16 protein-coding genes are annotated in these 18,105 nt (G+C 49.9%); all 16 read left to right on the top strand.

The genetic code is table 11. The annotated features are described in order from the left end of the window. The first annotated feature begins 24 nt into the window (after positions 1-24). The 16 genes from metK (at position 25) to IEW11_RS25195 (ending at position 18,051) form a co-directional block, all read left to right on the top strand. On the top strand, positions 25-1,227 hold the full coding sequence (gene metK, locus IEW11_RS03035) for a methionine adenosyltransferase (protein ID WP_188528919.1): 1,203 nt from the start codon (positions 25-27) through the stop codon (positions 1,225-1,227). A gap of 204 nt (positions 1,228-1,431) precedes the next feature. Further along, the gene (locus IEW11_RS03030) at positions 1,432-4,194 is read left to right on the top strand and encodes a stalk domain-containing protein (RefSeq protein ID WP_229724935.1); all 2,763 of its coding nucleotides are present in this window, start codon (positions 1,432-1,434) and stop codon (positions 4,192-4,194) included. Positions 4,195-4,267: 73 nt separating this feature from the next. Then, positions 4,268-5,428, top strand: coding sequence for a sensor histidine kinase (locus tag IEW11_RS03025; RefSeq protein ID WP_188528916.1), 1,161 nt, complete (start codon positions 4,268-4,270; stop codon positions 5,426-5,428). Between the two features lie 6 nt (positions 5,429-5,434). Beyond that, positions 5,435-6,160, top strand: coding sequence for a response regulator transcription factor (locus IEW11_RS03020; protein WP_188528915.1), 726 nt, complete (start codon positions 5,435-5,437; stop codon positions 6,158-6,160). A 336-nt stretch (positions 6,161-6,496) separates the two neighbouring features. Beyond that, the gene (locus IEW11_RS03015) at positions 6,497-7,027 is read left to right on the top strand and encodes a hypothetical protein (RefSeq protein WP_188528914.1); all 531 of its coding nucleotides are present in this window, start codon (positions 6,497-6,499) and stop codon (positions 7,025-7,027) included. Between the two features lie 307 nt (positions 7,028-7,334). Continuing rightward, the gene (locus IEW11_RS24785; RefSeq protein ID WP_229724934.1) at positions 7,335-9,683 is read left to right on the top strand and encodes an ATP-dependent helicase ComFA; all 2,349 of its coding nucleotides are present in this window, start codon (positions 7,335-7,337) and stop codon (positions 9,681-9,683) included. Continuing rightward, positions 9,671-10,618 carry a ComF family protein gene (locus tag IEW11_RS03005; RefSeq protein WP_188528913.1) on the top strand — a complete coding sequence of 316 codons (948 nt, stop codon included), beginning with the start codon at positions 9,671-9,673 and terminating at the stop codon, positions 10,616-10,618. The genes IEW11_RS24785 and IEW11_RS03005 overlap by 13 nt, the downstream gene beginning before the upstream one ends. A 111-nt stretch (positions 10,619-10,729) precedes the next feature. Beyond that, positions 10,730-11,152 (top strand): TIGR03826 family flagellar region protein, encoded by a 423-nt coding sequence (locus tag IEW11_RS03000; RefSeq protein ID WP_188528912.1) that lies wholly within the window; start codon positions 10,730-10,732, stop codon positions 11,150-11,152. Between the two features lie 104 nt (positions 11,153-11,256). Next, positions 11,257-11,520 (top strand): flagellar biosynthesis anti-sigma factor FlgM, encoded by a 264-nt coding sequence (flgM, locus tag IEW11_RS02995; RefSeq protein ID WP_188528911.1) that lies wholly within the window; start codon positions 11,257-11,259, stop codon positions 11,518-11,520. Between the two features lie 43 nt (positions 11,521-11,563). After that, positions 11,564-12,067 (top strand): flagellar protein FlgN, encoded by a 504-nt coding sequence (locus IEW11_RS02990; protein WP_188528910.1) that lies wholly within the window; start codon positions 11,564-11,566, stop codon positions 12,065-12,067. A 16-nt stretch (positions 12,068-12,083) separates the two neighbouring features. Next, a complete protein-coding gene (gene flgK, locus IEW11_RS02985) occupies positions 12,084-13,646 on the top strand; it encodes a flagellar hook-associated protein FlgK (RefSeq protein ID WP_188528908.1) in 1,563 nt (520 codons plus the stop codon). 19 nt (positions 13,647-13,665) lie between these two features. Continuing rightward, positions 13,666-14,604 (top strand): flagellar hook-associated protein FlgL, encoded by a 939-nt coding sequence (gene flgL, locus IEW11_RS02980; protein ID WP_188528906.1) that lies wholly within the window; start codon positions 13,666-13,668, stop codon positions 14,602-14,604. 13 nt (positions 14,605-14,617) lie between these two features. Then, the gene (locus IEW11_RS02975) at positions 14,618-15,184 is read left to right on the top strand and encodes a DUF6470 family protein (protein WP_188528904.1); all 567 of its coding nucleotides are present in this window, start codon (positions 14,618-14,620) and stop codon (positions 15,182-15,184) included. Between the two features lie 160 nt (positions 15,185-15,344). Beyond that, a complete protein-coding gene (gene fliW, locus IEW11_RS02970) occupies positions 15,345-15,851 on the top strand; it encodes a flagellar assembly protein FliW (RefSeq protein WP_188528902.1) in 507 nt (168 codons plus the stop codon). Positions 15,852-15,856: 5 nt separating this feature from the next. Continuing rightward, positions 15,857-16,090: a carbon storage regulator CsrA gene (csrA, locus tag IEW11_RS02965; protein ID WP_188528899.1), complete on the top strand. Its 234-nt coding sequence runs from the start codon at positions 15,857-15,859 to the stop codon at positions 16,088-16,090. 338 nt (positions 16,091-16,428) lie between these two features. Beyond that, on the top strand, positions 16,429-18,051 hold the full coding sequence (locus tag IEW11_RS25195) for a flagellin N-terminal helical domain-containing protein (protein WP_188528898.1): 1,623 nt from the start codon (positions 16,429-16,431) through the stop codon (positions 18,049-18,051). The last annotated feature ends 54 nt before the right edge of the window (positions 18,052-18,105 follow it).

Here is an 18,105-nt window from a genome sequence, read left to right as displayed (position 1 = left end):
AAGGTTATAAGGAGGTTGAAACGGATGTCATTAAAAGGAAGACACTTGTTCACTTCGGAATCAGTAACCGAAGGTCATCCCGATAAAATTTGTGACCAAATTTCCGACGCAGTGCTTGACGCGTTTCTGGAAGTAGACCCTTATGCACGTGTTGCGTGTGAGGTATCGGTTGCAACGGGTTTGGTATTGGTCATTGGAGAAATCAGCAGCTCTGCTGATTATGTCGATATTCCTGCAATTGTTCGTCGCACAATCAAAGAAATTGGGTACACTCGTGCAAAGTATGGGTTCGACTCCAGCACATGTGCGGTACTTACTTCGCTTAATGAGCAGTCGGCTGATATCGCGCAAGGCGTAAACGCTGCGATTGAAACACGTGACGGTAAAGATATCCGTCAAGAGAACGAAGATATCGGTGCGGGAGACCAAGGCTTGATGTTCGGGTTTGCAACGAACGAAACGCCTGAGCTTATGCCGCTTCCAATCGCATTATCACACCGTATTGCGCGCCGCTTGTCGGAAGTGCGCAAGAATGGAACGCTTGATTATCTGCGTCCAGACGGCAAGACGCAAGTTACCATTGAATATATGGATGGCAAACCAGTACGCGTCGATGCGATTGTAGTTTCCACTCAGCACGCTGAGGATGTAACGCTTGAGCAAATCCAACGCGACATTCAAGAGCATGTTATCAAACCGGTCGTTCCTTCCGAATGGTTGGATGCAGAGACCAAATATTTCATCAACCCGACTGGCCGTTTCGTAATTGGCGGACCTCAAGGGGATGCAGGTTTGACCGGCCGCAAAATCATCGTTGATACTTATGGCGGATATGCCCGTCATGGCGGCGGCGCATTCTCCGGTAAGGATCCGACGAAGGTTGACCGTTCCGCGGCTTATGCGGCTCGTTATGTAGCGAAGAATATCGTAGCTGCAGGACTTGCTGACAAATGCGAGATTCAGCTGGCTTATGCCATTGGTGTCGCTAATCCGGTATCCATCAGCGTGGATACGTATGGCACAGGGAAAGTAAGCGAAGAAACACTCGTTGAAGTGATCCGCAGCAACTTTGATCTGCGTCCTGCAGGCATCATCAAGATGCTGGATCTGCGTCGTCCAATTTACGGCAAGACAGCCGCTTACGGCCATTTCGGACGTACGGATATTGATCTGCCTTGGGAACGCGTAGACAAGGCTGAGAAATTAAAGGCAGATGCCTTAGCGTAAATCAATCAAAGATGAGATGACTTTGAATAGACCGTAAACCTTATTAAAGGGCGGTCTATTTTTTTGTATTATGTTGTTGGAAATTCACTATTAATCTCGTTTTTTGACGGTTTCATATTAAAGAATTCTCATTAATCGTAACTTTTTCCCCATTCCAGGAGTCTATAACTAATAGATTTCAAGATGGGAGAGTTGCGAAATAACATGCGTAAACCGGAAAACAGCAATCATGTCGTTGACAATGTTCGTTATAGAAGCACAGTTGGCAAGGGAATAACAAAGAGGGTATTGGTTCTCACGCTAAGTGGTGCTTTATTGGTTCAACCGATCACAGCGTCCAGCATATTATGGGGAGGGAATGCTCCAATAGCTGCGGCACAGGCGGTCACATCGCCGGATCTCAAACTGGTGAAGGAAGAGATGCTCACGGCCGGAGCAAAAAGGATTGATTATGTATGGACCTCTACCCGGAGCGGAAAAACAGTCCGTTCGAATGTCCATGTGATTGAAGTTGATCTGAGTAATCCGCATGTCAAGCTTGATGTGATGAGCGGTAAGAACAATACGGTAGCAAATAAACAATCCGTGACCGGCATGGTCAAGGAAACAGGAGCCGTAGCGGGCATTAATGGGGATTTTTTCATCACTTCACAGGAAGGGGTGCCGATGGGCGCACAGGTCAAGGACGGCGCATTGATGTCGAGCCCGTCCGAATTGATCGGCATGTATGCCTTTGCGTTAACGAACGATCGTACGCCGGTGATCGATCAATTTGGCTTTGAAGGTGAAGTCACTGCGGGCAACGGGCAGAAATTCAAGCTGTCTGGCATTAATCAAACTTCCTATATGATGGAATTGGCAGGAGGAGCCAAGCAGCGAAGCCATCTCAATGCCATGTACATATACACCAGCGCATGGACAGCGGCCGAGCGTCCCAATGCAAGCATGAGCGCAACGACGCCGACAGAGGTACTTGTGCAGAACGGGACAGTCATGCAAATTGCGGAAAATTCAACACTGCCGATGAAGCCGCCAGAGAACGGCTACATTCTGCGCACACATGGCGAAGCGGCAAAGTTCGCGCGCGAAAACCTGACGGTGGGCCACAAGGTAGATGCAAGTTATAACCTGATCTCGCTGACTACCGGGGCCAAGAAAAACCCGAATATTTATCAGATGATGGTCGGCGGTCACACGATTCTAGTCAATGATGGAAAGGCTGCGGCATTTTCGCGTGATATATCAGGAGCAAGCGGCGCCAGCGCAACCTCGCGCACAAGCATTGGCTATTCCAGGGACAATAAAAAAGTATTTCTGATTACAACTGAGAATTCCGGGAACAGCAGCGGCATGACGTTCAGCGAGCTGCAAAGAGTGATGGTTACGTTAGGGGTATGGAAAGGGATCAACCTGGACGGCGGGGGATCGACGACGATGGTGGACCGGCCGTTAGGGGAGTTTAATGTTGGCTTGGCCCATCCGACACAGAACAGCGGCGGCACCCAGCAGCGTCTGGTCGCCAACGGAATAGGAGTCTATACGACTGCCCCTAAAGGTGATGTAAGAGGTGTCAAAGCCAGCGGACCGAGCACATTGTTTATCGGGCAGCAGGCCGCTTACTCGATTAAAGCTTATGATACCTACTACAACCCGATTGATCCGGCGGGCATGACGGCCCAGTGGAGCCTGAAGGATGCTGCGATCGGATCCTTCTCGAACGGGACGTTAACCGCAACGAAAGCAGGCAAAAGCCAAATCAATATTAAATCCGGCCTTGCGACGGATCAGCTTCCGATTGAAGTGATTGGCCGCAGCCAAATTACGCAAATGACGATTGATGCGGGAGCAGCCTCGCTGCGTGCCGGAGCCGAGATAACGGTTCCCGTTCGCGTAACGCTGAATGACGGCCGTCAGATGAATGTTCCTGCAGCGTCGCTGCAGTGGGAGCTGCAGGGCTTTAATGGCAGTGTCCAGGGCGGAAAGCTCAAGGTCGATCAGCTGAGAGATGGAGTAAATACGGGTTATGCAATCGCAAGATATGACGGATATTCTGCTGTGGCGATGTTCTCCACAAGTACGGCAGTGGCGCAGAAGACATGGGAAACATTCGAGAATGTATCCTATCCAATTACATTCACCAGTTTGCCAGTCGGTGAAACAAAAGGAAGCGCTGCTGTCGTGAAAGGTCTCCCCGGACGGGAAAACTCATCCGCGCTGCAGATTACGTACGACTTTACGAGCGGGACCGGCGGTAAATTCGCCTATGCAGCACTAAACGGTACCGGAGTTCCCGTAGACGGCCAGCCGCTTGCCATATCAGCTGCCGTCTATGGTGACGGGAGCAATAACTGGGTTCGTGCGGAAGCGACAGACGCGAAGGGAGCCACGCATTATATTGATCTGGCAAGGCCCCTTGATTGGACCGGCTGGAAAACGGTGAAGACGGACTTAACCGGGATGGGGATTACGTATCCTATACGTATAAAACGAATCTACGTGGCAAATCCGGTGACTGGTCAAAGTGAACGTGCAGCAGTTGGATCGGTTGCTATCGACGATATCAAATTTGATTATGCCGCTGCTTCCATCCAGCCTGATGCGCCATCCATCGTGCTGACGGTCAATAAAAAAGAAGCGTTAATCGATGGCCAGGCGGTTAGATTAGATGTGGCGCCCATCGTACTGAGGGGCACGACCTACCTGCCGCTGAAATTTGTTGCCGATGCCATTAAGGGACAAGTGGCGTGGGACAATACAGCAAAGAGAGCGACGTTCATCCGCGGCAACAAGATGATTGATCTGTGGCTTGGACAGAAGGACATTGTTGTTAACGGCACCCGTCTTTCGACGGAAGTAGCCCCGATCGTACGCAACGGAAGAACGCTGGTTCCGGTGCGGCTGGTGACCGAGCAGCTGGGACTGAAGGTGCACTGGGATGGCGCAGCGAAGAAGATTACCATTCAATAACTTAACGGTATAGAAATGAGATATGGTATGATAGGAAGTAAGAAGTACAATAAGAAAGTGGGCCGAGGCACACGTGGATTATCGTATAAATGACATTGACCGCGTCATCAAAAATGCAATTCATGTAATGGAAGACAGCAAATATCAAATATTTGAAATATGCGAATCCGCCCGCAAGGAGCTCACCGTGATGACGAGGGAGCTGGAAGAGGTATTCATCGAAACGGCAGAGACGATCAATAAAGTCGATCGTCTCGAGCTTGAATACAGGCGGGCACGAATCCGGCTTACGGAGGTAAGCCGTGATTTTGTGCGTTATAAGGAACAAGATATCAAAACCGCCTATGAGAAAGCGACGCAAATCCAGCTGGATCTCATGGTTTTCCGTGAGAAGGAGGCGTATCTCAAGGCGCGCCGCGATGATTTGCAGGCAAGGGTCAAAAATGTCGAGATGTCGATTGAACGAGCCGAGACGATCAGTTCGCAGGTGAATGTCGTGCTGGAGTATTTATCAGGCGATTTAAACCAGGTTACACGGATTTTGGAGTCGGCTAAAAATCGGCAGTTAATCGGACTCAAGATCATCCTTGCACAGGAGGAAGAACGTAAACGGATCGCTCGTGAAATCCATGACGGTCCCGCCCAGTCGCTAGCCAATCTAGTTCTTAGGACGGAAATTGCGGAAAGAATGCTCAGTAAGCAGGAATTCGGATTAGTGCAGGACGAATTAATAGACTTGAAGGGACAAGTGCGTCTAGGAATCGAGGAAATTCGCAAAATCATTTTTAATTTGCGCCCAATGGCCTTGGATGATTTAGGACTTATACCCACTTTACGAAAATATGTGCAGGATTTTGAAGAAAAAACAAAAATACGCACGACTTTTGATACCGTAGGTCGAGAGATACGATTACCCTCCGCGATGGAGGCGGCAATTTACCGTTTGGTTCAAGAAGGATATGCAAACGCATTGAAACATGCGAACCCGTCAATCGTTTCCCTTGGGGTTACGTATCAGGCACATATGGTAAAAATCGTGATTCAAGATAACGGCGTCGGATTCCATGTTGATCTCGTCGAGTCACGGGCTAGAGATAACTCCAATTTCGGATTGATCGGCATGCGGGAGAGAGTCGAGCTGCTCGAGGGGAGGATGGAGATCGAATCTGCGATAAACGGGGGAACGAAAATTATGATTCACATCCCTATCAATGCTGAGCTTAGGAAGGAGTAACTGACGATGGACCAACAAACGACAGGTAAGCAAGCAATTAAAGTTTTGATCGCGGATGACCACCAGCTATTCCGTGAAGGGCTCAAACGGATTCTAAATATGGAAGATGATCTGGAAGTCATCGGCGAGTGCGGGAACGGGATTCAAGTCCTGGAATTTTGCAATTTGCAAAAGCCGGAGGTTGTCCTGATGGACATCAACATGCCCGTCGAGAACGGCGTCATTGCAACCGAAAGGCTGCGTGACATTTTTCCGGATGTAAAGGTCATTATTCTGTCGATTCACGATGATGAAAGCTATGTATTCGAGACGCTGCGCAAGGGCGCATCGGGCTATCTATTAAAGGATATGGAAGCCGAAGAGCTCGTCAATGCCATCCGGTCGGTCGTGAACGGATATGCTTACATTCATCCGAAGGTGACCGGCAAGCTTATCAACCAGCTGCGGCGCATGACGTATCTGGATGAAATCGGGGCGGTAAGCGGTGCTGCGGCAGCAAAGGAAACCGGCGTGAAATTTGTAGCCGGCGATAATAATCCATTGACCCGCAGAGAAGCAGAGGTACTGCGTTTAATGGCGGAAGGAAAAAGCAATAAGCTGATCGGCGAGTTTTTGTATATCAGTGAGAAGACCGTTAAAAATCACGTCAGCAGCATTTTGCAAAAAATGGAGGTTGACGACCGTACACAGGCGGTCATTAACTCGATCAAAAATGGTTGGGTGACCCTGTAACCGGAACAGATAATTAAATTGCCTGAGTCGAGGGGATGAAGCCGTCATGACGCGCCGCATCGCTTTGGCTCAGGCTTTTTTGTGTGGTAATGAATATTCGTGGGCGGGAGGGAGCAGCGGGTGTTTCGTTATCCAATCGGCTTATGCTTCACGTGCTTAAAATGAAGTAATTTTAACTGTAATTTTAGTTGCTTGGGAAGATGCTTTCAGTAACTGAAAAGCGGAGCAGATCCCGGATTGCAGGGCGGCGAAATGAATTTATGCCTTGTCCGTTTTTGTCCGGAACCTCTGGGCAAACCTCCGCATATAGTATCACAAAAAGGGAGGTGGTACGGAATGTTATCCATCTTTCTGGGAATCGTCTGCTGTTATGTTTTTGCTGGTATCGCTGTGCACATCGCACTTTACTATACAGGGAAAAAGACCGCTGCTGTGCGTCATTATGTGCTGATCGGAGACAATCATCAGCTGCAAATGGAATGGTACATCCGCTCCATTCGATGGTTTTCCGTGTGGTCAGGCGCTCCTGTGAAAATTACGGTCATTGACGAAGGCTCAACCGATGAAACAGCTGCAATCGTGCATAAGCTTTCCCAAAAGAGAGACGATCTGTCGCTTCGCAATGATGCGATAGAACGGGATAAAGACAGGGCGGCAATCATGGATGAGGACCATGAACAAATTCTGCAAAGGCGTGAAGAATTAAGCGAAGCGGCTGGAAGCAGTATCGGAAAAAGCAGATTTACATTAAAGGATCCGGACCATTATATGTGGATGCTGCAGGAAGAGGGCATCGTGTCTTCAGCGGACCATGCGGTATTGGTCGATCTACGCCAGCAGGACCAATTGGCGAAGCTGCCGTTATAGCCTAAGACGCGAAAGATGGCCGGACTGGCATGTGAATGACGGCAGGGCAATACTTCGGATAAGTAAAAAGGTACGGTTGAGTAAGAAAATAGTTTGCGTTATAATAGTGGCATCATACAACCGGAGTGAAGCACACCCGTTAAGCGTATCGAACGCTTAGGGTGTGCTTTTTGCGTTCATTACGATGCGTGGACAGATGAGATGTAAGGTTGGCACACAAGCGCTGACTGGGGATGAACGATCGTATGCAACATCATACACTGAAGTGCAGGTGGGATAGTGACCGGACATAACAAGGAGTGAGGGCATGAAAGGATGGGTGTATGTTGTTGAAGAGCAGAGAGGCTTATCTGCTTTTGTTACCATCGAACCGGAGATAGACCGGTTATTTTGGCTTGACGCGGAATTTCAAATGGGAATTAGGACAACTGTAGAATCCGTGAACAGGATAGGCCGGAGGGCTGGAGCGATTGAAGGTGGTGAATGGATCAGAAGCGATGAAAAAAGTGTTGGAGCTGTAAAGGACGCACGGAAAGCGGGGATTAGAGAAAATGGAGCGACGGGAAATGAGGAGGTTGAGTTATATGGGGGAGGAGGGAAGACAGAAGCAAACGGAGAGGCTGCGAAGAATGGAATAACCGAAATGAATGCCGGACAGCTTTGGATGGTTGATTCGCCATTGGCGCTCGGTATTGCAGTGCGTGCTGCAGACCTGTGGGAAGAGCGATTTGGGATCGGGAAAGTGAAGGCAAAAGAAAGAGCGGCTGGTCAAAGCGGAGACAGTGCCGTTGGAAAACAGGGTGGTTTCAGTGATGCTGCGAACGAGATAAAGCAATGCGTGGCTTTAGCGATCAAGGAGGCGGACGCAGGGCTTGAGCGGAATGATGCGGCAGCCGCGCCAATCACCGCGGCCGCCGCAGCGGTACCGATCCGCCATATTCAGGCGGATCGCAGCCCCCGCGGCGCGGCGGCGCGCACAGCTCGCCGCGCTGAGGCGCTGGCGGCGGCAGCGTTAGCCGCCGCCGGCGCCATGCAGGGCCGTGCGCTGCTGCACAGCGAAGCGCACGCCCTGCTCGCCGCCGCGGGCGCGTCCCGGCCCGGGGGCGCAAGCTGGAACGCTGTGCTCCAGCTTGCGGCATTGCTGGGCCGGCTGCGCCTGCGCAGCGCCATCGCCGTGGTGGCGGAGCCACGGCGATGGGGCGTGCTCGCGCAGGCGCTGGGGCGCCCGCGGCGGCGGTGCCGCTGCAAGCGGTGCGGCAGCGGCGAGGCGCGAATGCGCCGCACGCCCTGCGCCGCGTGCGGGCGCATGTGCGCTTATTGCGAGGCGTGCATCGGCATGGGCCGTGCGCGCGAGTGCAGCCTGCTGCTGCTGGGCGGGGCGGCCGCGCCCTTGCGCAGATCAAGTCCCCTGCCGCAAGAAACAAGGCTGCGGCGCTGGGGACTAAGTCCTGCGCAGCTTGAGGCGGCAGGGCAAGCACTTGCCTGCATCGAAGCACCATCACCTATGACCACATCATCGAAACAGCCGTCATCGCCATTGACCACAACACAGTCCCCATTTCCGTACTCGCCGCAATTGCTATCACCGTCAATCACCAGGTCACCATATTCATGGAGTAAGCATCCGTCTAAGCAAACCCAGCGAGTATTTATGCTTTGGGCTGTGACTGGGGCGGGTAAGACGGAAATGATCTTCCCGCTTATCGAATCCGTTCTGCTGCGCGGCGGCCGCGCGCTTGTTGCTACGCCTAGGCGCGATGTTGTGCTGGAGCTCGATCCGCGCATTCGCAAGGCCTTCCCGGGTGCGGGGGTCGTAACGTTGTACGGCGGCAGCGAGCAGCGCTGGGAGCAGGGCGAGATTACGCTCGCTACGACGCATCAACTGCTGCGGTTTGAAGGTTCCTTTGAGCTCGTAATTATTGATGAATTGGATGCGTTTCCTTTTCACGGCGATCCGGTGCTGCACTATGCTGCAGACAAGGTATGTGCACTTCACGGCGCCAAGGTGCTGTTAACGGCTACCCCGCCGGCTGAGCTGCGGCGGGACGCACGGCGCGGCCGGCTGCCATATGCTAGAGTACCCGTTCGTTATCACGGTCATCCACTGCCGGTGCCGGTGATCCTCCGCATCCCGGCGATCAAGGAAGTGCTTCACAATGCCAAGCTTCCCGCTAAGCTGGTCAAGGTTGTACTGCAATCGGTGGAACGAGGGGCGCAGCTATTTCTTTTCGTACAAAGGATTCGCCATGTTGATCCGCTTGTCAGGCTGCTTCGAACATTACATACAGGCATAATTATTGAGGGAACTTCATCACAGGATCCCCAGCGCGGGGACAAAGTACAGCGGTTTCGCAGACGGGAGATCCGGCTTCTCGTCACAACAACAATTCTGGAGCGGGGCGTCACCGTTCCCCGCAGCGATGTTTTCATCCTGGATGCGGATGAAAAGCTGTTCGATGATGCCTCGTTGATCCAAATGGCCGGCCGGGCCGGCCGTTCCGCAGATGATCCGCACGGCAAAGTGTATTTCTGCAGCCCTTCCCGCAGCCGATCGCAAGCTTCTGCAATTCGGCAGATCATGATGATGAATCGGACAGCCGATAAGAAAGGCTACCTGATTAACAGCCGGAAGGGGATTTTTAAATGGCGGTTTTAGAACCATTTCTCAAACAGCTTAAGCAATCGGGCTCCATCATGTTCAGTCTGCTTCGTCCCGCCTACTCCAACTGCCGATTATGCGGCAGATCAATGAAGCCGATCGTGCGGGCAGAGACATACGCCGATGCTTCTTACGCCCGGTATCAACTTCCCATTATCCCGGAATTGTGTGAAAGCTGTAATCGCAGTATTGCATGGATAAAGGATGTCCGCTGTCTCATATGCGGGCGAGCCGTTCACTGTGATGACTGTATACGCAGAGTTGATGCCGGATTTATCTGGAATCGCAGCGCCGTTCGTTATGATTCCGTTATGCGGAGCTGGCTTGCAAACTATAAATATCAAGGCCAAGAGCATCTGGAACCGCTGTTGATCGATATGCTCGAACCGATGTTTAAACAAATGACAACGGAGCTGATCTCGAGGCTCAATATAAAGGTTAAACCGCGCAGGTATAAGTATATGCCTGATATTCTGACCGGCTTTGATCAAATGAAGCATCATGCAGCGGCATGTTGGGATATCGTGACCTATGTGCCGATCAGCGAGGAACGGGCATCGGAACGCGGCTTCAACCAAGCGCAGCGATTGGCCGCCGGCCTTGCCCGGAGGTATGGCCTGCCGATTGCTTCTTTACTGCTGCGGACCAGGCATACGACGAGGCAGAGCTTTAAAACCCGGCTGGAACGGCTTCGCGATACCCGAATGCTTTTTACGGCTGAGCCTGCTGCTGCCGCACTTTTGACATCTATATATACCGACAAATACAGCCATGCCTCTACATTTTTCACGCTTGAGAAGCAACCACTGCGTGTTTTACTTGTAGATGATATTTATACGACTGGCAGCACAGCCAATAGCTGCGCCATAACACTTCATGCCTGTTCAGGCATAACTTTGGAACTATATGTACTGACATGGGCGCGCTCATAATCGGGAAAAAATGTAATATTATCGACAATATTTATAAATAGATAGTGAAATATTCCCAAAAATCCGTTATTATATAGATAAGTATCTGCTTGGACGGAAGGGGTCTTATTTATGAATTTGGGAAATTGCCCTCGCTGCGGTAAATTATATGCCACAAATCTTCGCGATGTTTGTCCGAATTGCGTTAAAGAAATAGATAAGGAATATGAGAAATGTGCCAGCTTTCTCAAAGAAAACCGCGGTTGCACCATGCAAGAGCTGTCGGATGAGACCGGCGTGAGCAACAGGCAAATTGCAAAGTTTATTCGCGAAGGCCGAATTTCGATTATGAATGCACCTAATATGGGTTATCCTTGCGAAGTTTGCGGTACCTTCATACGCGACAGCAATATGTGTCCCGAATGCCGCTCAAAGCTAATCAAAGACGTCAATTCTGCGAAAGAGCAATTCTCTCGTGGATCCCAGCCAAGCAAGCAGGGCGGTACCGGAGCATATCAGATAGGTAGCCGCACGCATGAGAATAGCAGTGATTGACTGTAGGCCGACAAAACTATAAACTTTTATATACGAGATGCCGATATTACTTAATAAGTAATCATCGGCTATTTTAATTTGCCGTGTCAGGCGGGGTGAGAGATATGAAAATAAATGAACCTGGGCGAATATCGGCCCTTCAGAAATACGCAAATCATAAAGGGACGCGCAGCGGAGGCGCGGAGACGACACGTCGTAAAGACGAGGTGTCCATATCTCCGGAGGCGAAGGAGCTTCTGGAATCGAACCGGGCTGCACAGGCAGGGCGGACGGAGAAGCTCAACGAGCTTAAGGCGTCCGTGTCTGCCGGGACCTATCATGTGGAAGCAGGCAAGCTTGCGGAGAAGCTGCTGCCCTATTTGAAGTAGGCGTTCTCAGCACTGTGATCGCTGACAAGAGGAGAGATTCATAATGAACGAAGCTGTTCAAATCATCGCTCAGACGCTTGACGAATTGACAGACACGTACCGTCAATTAATCACCGTGGGAACTGACAAACGAGAGGCGATCCTATCCAATCAGACAGATGCTGTCGCCGCGATCACGAATCGTGAATCCAAGCTGATCCAGACGGTTGCCGAGCTGGACAAGCGGCGTTTGCTGGCCGTCGGGAAATATGTTGCGGGCCTGGGCATCGTGTCAACGGGAAGCTTTCGTATGGAGCAGCTTGTCAAGATGGTGCACAGGGCTGAGGAGAAGCAGCTGCTGCGAACAGCGTGTGACGAGCTTTTCGCTGCATTAACAGAGCTTAAGGAAATCAATGATTTTAACCAGCAGATGATTAAACTTAATTTGGAATATATATCGCATTCGATTGATTTGATTGCCGGACCGAGCGAAGATGATGCAACGTATCATGGTTCCCTGCAATCCGGAGGCTTCAAGCGCTTCAGCCAATTCGATACCAGAGCATAGGATAGGGGGGAAACCGGTGAGATCGACATTTCATGGGATAGAAGTAGCTAAGCGTTCATTATTTACGCAGCAAGCCGCTCTCAGTACGACGGGACATAATATCGCAAACGCGAATACGGCCGGATATTCCAGGCAAGTAGTGAATATGGTCGCAGCCAGACCGCTTGAGGGCTATGGACTTATGCGCTCTACCATTCCAGGGCAAACGGGGATGGGGGTGGAGTTCGACTCGATCACCAGGATTCGTGAGAAATTCATTGACGACCAGTTCCGTAACGAGAATAAAAACTTCGGTAACTATACGATTCAACAAGACACGCTTGAAAAATTGGAGAAGATCGTAAATGAACCGTCGGACACCGGGATTCGTACCGTTATCAGCGAGTTCTTCAATGCTTGGTCGGATTTGAGCAAAGCGCCGGAGAATGCGGATGGACGAAAGATCGTTCGCGAGCAGGCGCTCGCTTTGACCGATGCGTTCAATCATACGGCAAGATCATTAGAGGATCTGAAAATTGACCTGACCGAGAATGTTGATATCCGTGTCGTGGAGATGAATTCGATTCTTCGAAATATCGGACAGTTAAACAATGAGATTTTACGAATCGAGGGCCTCGGCGATGATGCCAACGACTTGCGCGACCAACGGGATCTCATGACAGATGAGCTGTCCAAAATGGTGAATATCCGGGTGGAGGACCTCTCCACCGGTTATCAAATTACGATGGGCGGAACGACATTGCTGCAAGGGTTCGTCCCGGTGCCAGTGGATCGCGATCTTATCGAGGGCGCATTTGCCTCCGGAGATTTGAACAGCGGCGAAGTATTCGGCATGATTACATCCCGGGATAGATATGTGCAGGGCTACATCGATGATTTGAACTCTCTTGCCAATACACTGGCTAACGGAGAGTTTGTCGTCACCATTCCAGCGGGATCCGTTCTGCCGGATGGCACGGAAGTGGACGGGGTCGTTTATTCAGGGACAGTCGCTGACCGTACGTTATCCTCTGACCTCACAGCAACGGTCAAAGGGTTGAATGGCCTGCATCAGCTTGGCTATAATTTTTCATCCGACCCGGTGGGCCTGCCTTTCTTTACGGATTCGACAGGGGGCTCGGGGAATTTAACAGCCCTGAACATTACATTAAACAAAGAGCTTGCTGATAATCCGACCAAGATCGCCGCATCAATGCGCGTCACCGATGAGAGCGGCACGGAAGAAGTTGTGAAAGGGAATAACACGCTTGCGGTATTGTTCTCCCAGGCCCGGGATTTCAGGTTTAATTTCGGTACGTCTACGGAAACGAACATGAATACGATCGATTCCTATTTCCGTTCGATTGTCGGCGAATTAGGCGTTCAGGCAAGGGAAGCGAACCGCCAGCTCGCGAATTCGAAGACCTTGATCGACCAAGTCGATGCGCGCCGCCAATCGGTGAGCGGGGTATCGCTGGATGAAGAAATGGCTAATATGATTAAATTTCAACATGCTTATAATGCAGCTGCTCGGAACATGACCGTGATCGATGAGACATTAGACAGAATCATTAACAGCATGGGTATTGTAGGCCGTTAATTACCGGAGGTGAGAGAGTATGTCTTTACGCGTAACCCAGACGATGATGAATACGCAATTGCTGCGTAACGTCTCTAATAACTTGGGGCGGATGAATAACTTGCAGAACCAATTGTCTACTGGACGCAGAATAAACGCGCCATCTGACGATCCGGTAGGTCTGACGTTCGCAATGCGGTACCGCAGTGAAATTTCCGCCAATGACCAATATATCCGCAATGTCGACTCGGCGATTTCGAGCTTGGATTATACCGATATGACGCTCGGCCAAGCCGGCAATGTGCTGCATCGTGCCAGAGAGCTTATGGTGCAGGGAGCTAACGGCGTAAATCCGCAGGAGGGTTATAACGCCATCAAGCTTGAGATTGAAGAGCTTTATAATCAATTGGTTGAAATCGGAAACAGCAAGTTCAACGGCAAATATGTGTTCAATGGGGAACAGACGGAGACGCCGCCTTACTCTAAATTGGGCTTGTCGGATGCAGGGTCTCCTAAAGCGTATAACGCAGCAACGGACCCGGGGCAGATTAAATATGAGCTGGCCCCGGGCATGGTTATGGCAGTGAATATGACCGGCAATCAGATTTTCGGAAATCCCGTTGCGGATGACACCGACCAGAACAGCGACAATGTATTCCAGGTTCTTAATAATGTCGTTCAAGCCTTGGCTTCCGGAAATAATCAGAAGGTATCTGAATTAATCGGCAAAGTGGACTCCCGACTGAATACGATTTTGGAGATGCGCGCAGAAATCGGCGCGAGAACGAACCGGGTGGAACTTGTTAAGGGGAGACTTGAGGATATTACCGTTAATCTGACCTCCATTCAATCCAAGACGGAAGATGCCGATATGGCTCAGGTTATCACGAATCTTAAAATGGAAGAAAACGTGTATCAGGCATCATTGTCGGCCGGGGCAAAGCTGATCAGCCCGAGCCTGGTTGATTTTCTCCGATAAGAGGCGATAAATCATGGCGATTCCACAGATTCAGATTCATCAGGATTATGCGAAACTTGGCATTAATGCCGACTTAGGGACGCAGATTATTAAACAGCCGCGCGCAACATTCGAGATGAGGACCTCTCGTCCAGAGCTGCAGATCAACCAGCCTCAAGGGAATTTGGAGGTCAATCAAGACCGGGCATGGGATGCTCTGGGACTCGGCAACAATCTGGTGATGATGAGCCGGATCTATTCCAGATCGCCGGATATTGCGCTGCGCGGGTTGGCCCGGATCGTCGAGGACGGCAATCGGATGGCCCAGATTCATCTGGGCGGCAATCCCTTCGCTGAGCTTGCGAAGGACTGGCGGCGCACGTTTCCCGATTTTGATGTTCGGGGGCCGGCTTCTTACGACAATGTGGATGTGAAGTACACGCAGGGTGATCTCTCCATTCGAGCCAACTCAGGGAGAGTGGAGCTTCATACGGCCGTGAATCCGCCTGTCCATGATTACGCGCGGGGCAGGTTGGACCTGTATATGCTGCAGCGAAATAAAGTGGAGATTACGCCTCCGCAGATTGATGCGGCGGTATAGTATGATCATGAATACGATGGTTACACTTGTAAACTATAGACCTTTCGGGTATACATGGAGTATACGAGGTCTATAGTTTTTCTTTCATAAACAGAGATTTCACAACCTAAGAATTATTCACCAGTGAACCACAATATATAGTAGATTGGAGCCTATCGCTATGATCGTTAACTCCGCAGTTCTTGGAGAAGTGGAAGTTCGTTCGGAAGATATCATCAATTTTCCTGGTGGGATGCCGGGATTTGAGCAGCTGAAGTCTTTTGTGCTGATCAAGCCTGAGGCGGAGCTTCCGTTTTCCTATTTGCAATCGGTTGAAGAGGGAGATATCGCTTTTCTGCTGACCGACCCCTTCATTTTCTATGCAAACTATGAATTTCAATTGAATGAGCACGTGCTGGAGGAGCTCAGCATTGAAGATCCCGCAGACGTGTTAGTCTGGTCGATCGTAACTTTAAAGGAAGACCTCCAGTCCGCCACGCTGAACCTTCTCGCACCGGTAATTATTAATACCAGGATTAATACCGGCCGGCAAATCATTCTCCAGCATACATCCTACACGACGAAGCACGCCTTAATTGTTGAGGCTGCTGAGGACACGAATCTCATCCAGACGAGCGCCGCCAACGAACCGCTTACGGACGCAGCGTCTTCAGGAAATGGAGAGTGATCTAGATGCTCGTATTGGCGAGAAAAAAAGGCGAGACGATTATGATCGGCGACAATATCGAATTGGTCGTGCTCGGTACGGAAGGCGATACCGTGCGCCTGGGCATCAAAGCGCCGAAGAGTGTAGAGGTTTATCGGAAAGAAATCTACGATGCCATTCAGCAGGAAAATAAAGAAGCGCTCCAAACGAAAGCAATGCTGTCAGATCTGCAAAAGTTATTGGGAACTAAAAATAAATAACATAATAAAAAATTCTTGGAATAGCGGCAAGTGTGCTACTCCAAGAATTTGGCGGCAAGGATGGCATCCTTAATCGTGATTGAATTTCTATTATTCAAAGATTTCTCTGTATTGCTTTGTACTTATTTGGTCATTAGAAACATGAATTGAACGTGCGTGATAACTCAGGTTGCAATCCGAATTTTTCACAACAAAAAAATTTTTGAAAAACACTAAACATCTTCCTCTTAGATTTCGATATATATACTTAGAAGCATTTAATAGGGCGGCCGACCTATTGAATAGCAGAACCCACAAGGATGTGGGATAATCGTAACCTTCAAGGAGGAAGAAACGAAATGAGAATTAATCACAACATTGCCGCAATGAACACCCACCGTCAATTGACGGCGAACACTATGGGGGCTAGTAAATCCCTCGAAAAATTGTCTTCCGGTCTTCGTATTAACCGTGCCGGCGACGATGCTGCAGGTCTTGCAATCTCCGAGAAAATGAGAGCGCAGATCCGCGGTTTGGACATGGCTGCAAAGAATGCTCAAGACGGGATCTCCCTGATCCAAACAGCTGAGGGTGCATTGAATGAAACTCATTCCATCCTGCAGCGTATGCGTGAGCTGGCTGACCAATCCGCTAACGGAACGAACACAGCCGACGACCGTGCTGCTCTTCAAGAAGAGGTAAAACAGCTGAAGGAAGAAATCGACCGTATCGGTAACACAACCGAGTTCAATACGCAAAAGCTCCTTAACGGCGCATTGAAATCTGCTGGCGGAGCTAATGTGGCTACGAATACAACCACAGGCGCAGCAGTAGCTAAATTAACGGGCGGTACTGTAACTGGTTCCGGTACAATGGCTTCCGGTGCACCGGCAGATGCCAACTTTATTGAAGAGACAATTAAAGTAGACGGTACTGAAATCAAAATTCAATGGCAGAACCTGACTACAGATGAGAAAAATATTCTCAAAGGAATTTCAACAGACACAACTACACAAAACAAAGCAAAAGATCTTATTATTCAAAAAATCAATGAAGCAATCGATAACTCCGGTGCGAATGTTGCCCATGTTACCGGTTATGTGGATGCTGGCGGCAAGCTGGTTCTGGAAAGCGGAACAAAAGGTATTAATTCCAAAATCGAAACCGACATTACCGCTAGTGCTGTATTGAATGATAAAATCATGGGTGCCGCTGGTGGCGTGAAGGTACAAGGTACGACCAATTACAACGGTACTACAGTAGCATCCGGTGCAACGTTTGACATTAAAGTTGATGGCATTCTTATGGAAGTCACAACTAGCGGCGCTATTGCAAATGGCGCAACAATGGCGAGCGGAGCCAAGATCCTTCAGGAAGCTATCAACAAGGCGATCTCTGGCTACAATGGAGTAACTGGTAAAACAGCAGGCGAAGAAGGCTTCGTGACTGATGTTTCTGTAAATGTAAGTGAAGATGGACGCTTCATCATTAACAATGAGAACGGACCTTTGGAATTCTTCGACCAAACAGGTAAAACAACTGTTCAAGATCTTGGTCTGAGCCAAGCGCAGACAGAAGCTACTTCCAATGGCGGTGTTACGTTCCAAATCGGTGCTAACCGCGGCCAAACCATCTCCTTCGGAATTGGCGATATGCGTACAGCTGCGCTGGGCATCTCTTCGGTTGATGTTTCGACTGCTTCGAGCGCTTCCCAATCCTTGGATACATTGGATAAAGCAATCAAGAATGTTTCCGCTCAACGTTCCAAAATGGGTGCCGTTCAAAACCGTTTGGAGCACACAATCAACAACCTGCAAACAGCTTCTGAGAACCTTACAGCTGCTGAATCCCGTATCCGCGATGTGGATATGGCGAAAGAAATGATGGATTTCACCAAATCCAACATCCTTTCCCAAGCTGCACAAGCGATGCTGGCTCAAGCAAATCAACAACCACAAGGCGTACTGCAATTGTTGGGATAATTATAATAACAGCAGTTCAATTATTGAACCCCGGGAAACCGGGGTTTTTTTTAT

Source organism: Paenibacillus abyssi (genome assembly GCF_014640295.1).
In the GTDB taxonomy this organism is placed as follows: Bacteria; Bacillota; Bacilli; order Paenibacillales; family Paenibacillaceae; genus Paenibacillus_D; species Paenibacillus_D abyssi.
Note: the sequence above shows the minus strand (reverse complement) of the source record. Positions and strands in the feature narration are given on the sequence as shown.

Bases quoted from the DNA above. Each gene is read 5' to 3' on its own strand.
- flgM (WP_188528911.1), top strand. From the start codon at position 11,257: ATGAAAATAAATGAACCTGGGCGAATATCGGCCCTTCAGAAATACGCA.
- flgL (WP_188528906.1), top strand. From the start codon at position 13,666: ATGTCTTTACGCGTAACCCAGACGATGATGAATACGCAATTGCTGCGT.
- csrA (WP_188528899.1), top strand. From the start codon at position 15,857: ATGCTCGTATTGGCGAGAAAAAAAGGCGAGACGATTATGATCGGCGAC.
- metK (WP_188528919.1), top strand. From the start codon at position 25: ATGTCATTAAAAGGAAGACACTTGTTCACTTCGGAATCAGTAACCGAA.
- IEW11_RS02975 (WP_188528904.1), top strand. From the start codon at position 14,618: ATGGCGATTCCACAGATTCAGATTCATCAGGATTATGCGAAACTTGGC.
- IEW11_RS03000 (WP_188528912.1), top strand. From the start codon at position 10,730: ATGAATTTGGGAAATTGCCCTCGCTGCGGTAAATTATATGCCACAAAT.
- IEW11_RS02990 (WP_188528910.1), top strand. From the start codon at position 11,564: ATGAACGAAGCTGTTCAAATCATCGCTCAGACGCTTGACGAATTGACA.
- IEW11_RS03020 (WP_188528915.1), top strand. From the start codon at position 5,435: ATGGACCAACAAACGACAGGTAAGCAAGCAATTAAAGTTTTGATCGCG.
- IEW11_RS03030 (WP_229724935.1), top strand. From the start codon at position 1,432: ATGCGTAAACCGGAAAACAGCAATCATGTCGTTGACAATGTTCGTTAT.
- IEW11_RS24785 (WP_229724934.1), top strand. From the start codon at position 7,335: ATGAAAGGATGGGTGTATGTTGTTGAAGAGCAGAGAGGCTTATCTGCT.
- IEW11_RS25195 (WP_188528898.1), top strand. From the start codon at position 16,429: ATGAGAATTAATCACAACATTGCCGCAATGAACACCCACCGTCAATTG.
- IEW11_RS03015 (WP_188528914.1), top strand. From the start codon at position 6,497: ATGTTATCCATCTTTCTGGGAATCGTCTGCTGTTATGTTTTTGCTGGT.
- fliW (WP_188528902.1), top strand. From the start codon at position 15,345: ATGATCGTTAACTCCGCAGTTCTTGGAGAAGTGGAAGTTCGTTCGGAA.
- IEW11_RS03005 (WP_188528913.1), top strand. From the start codon at position 9,671: ATGGCGGTTTTAGAACCATTTCTCAAACAGCTTAAGCAATCGGGCTCC.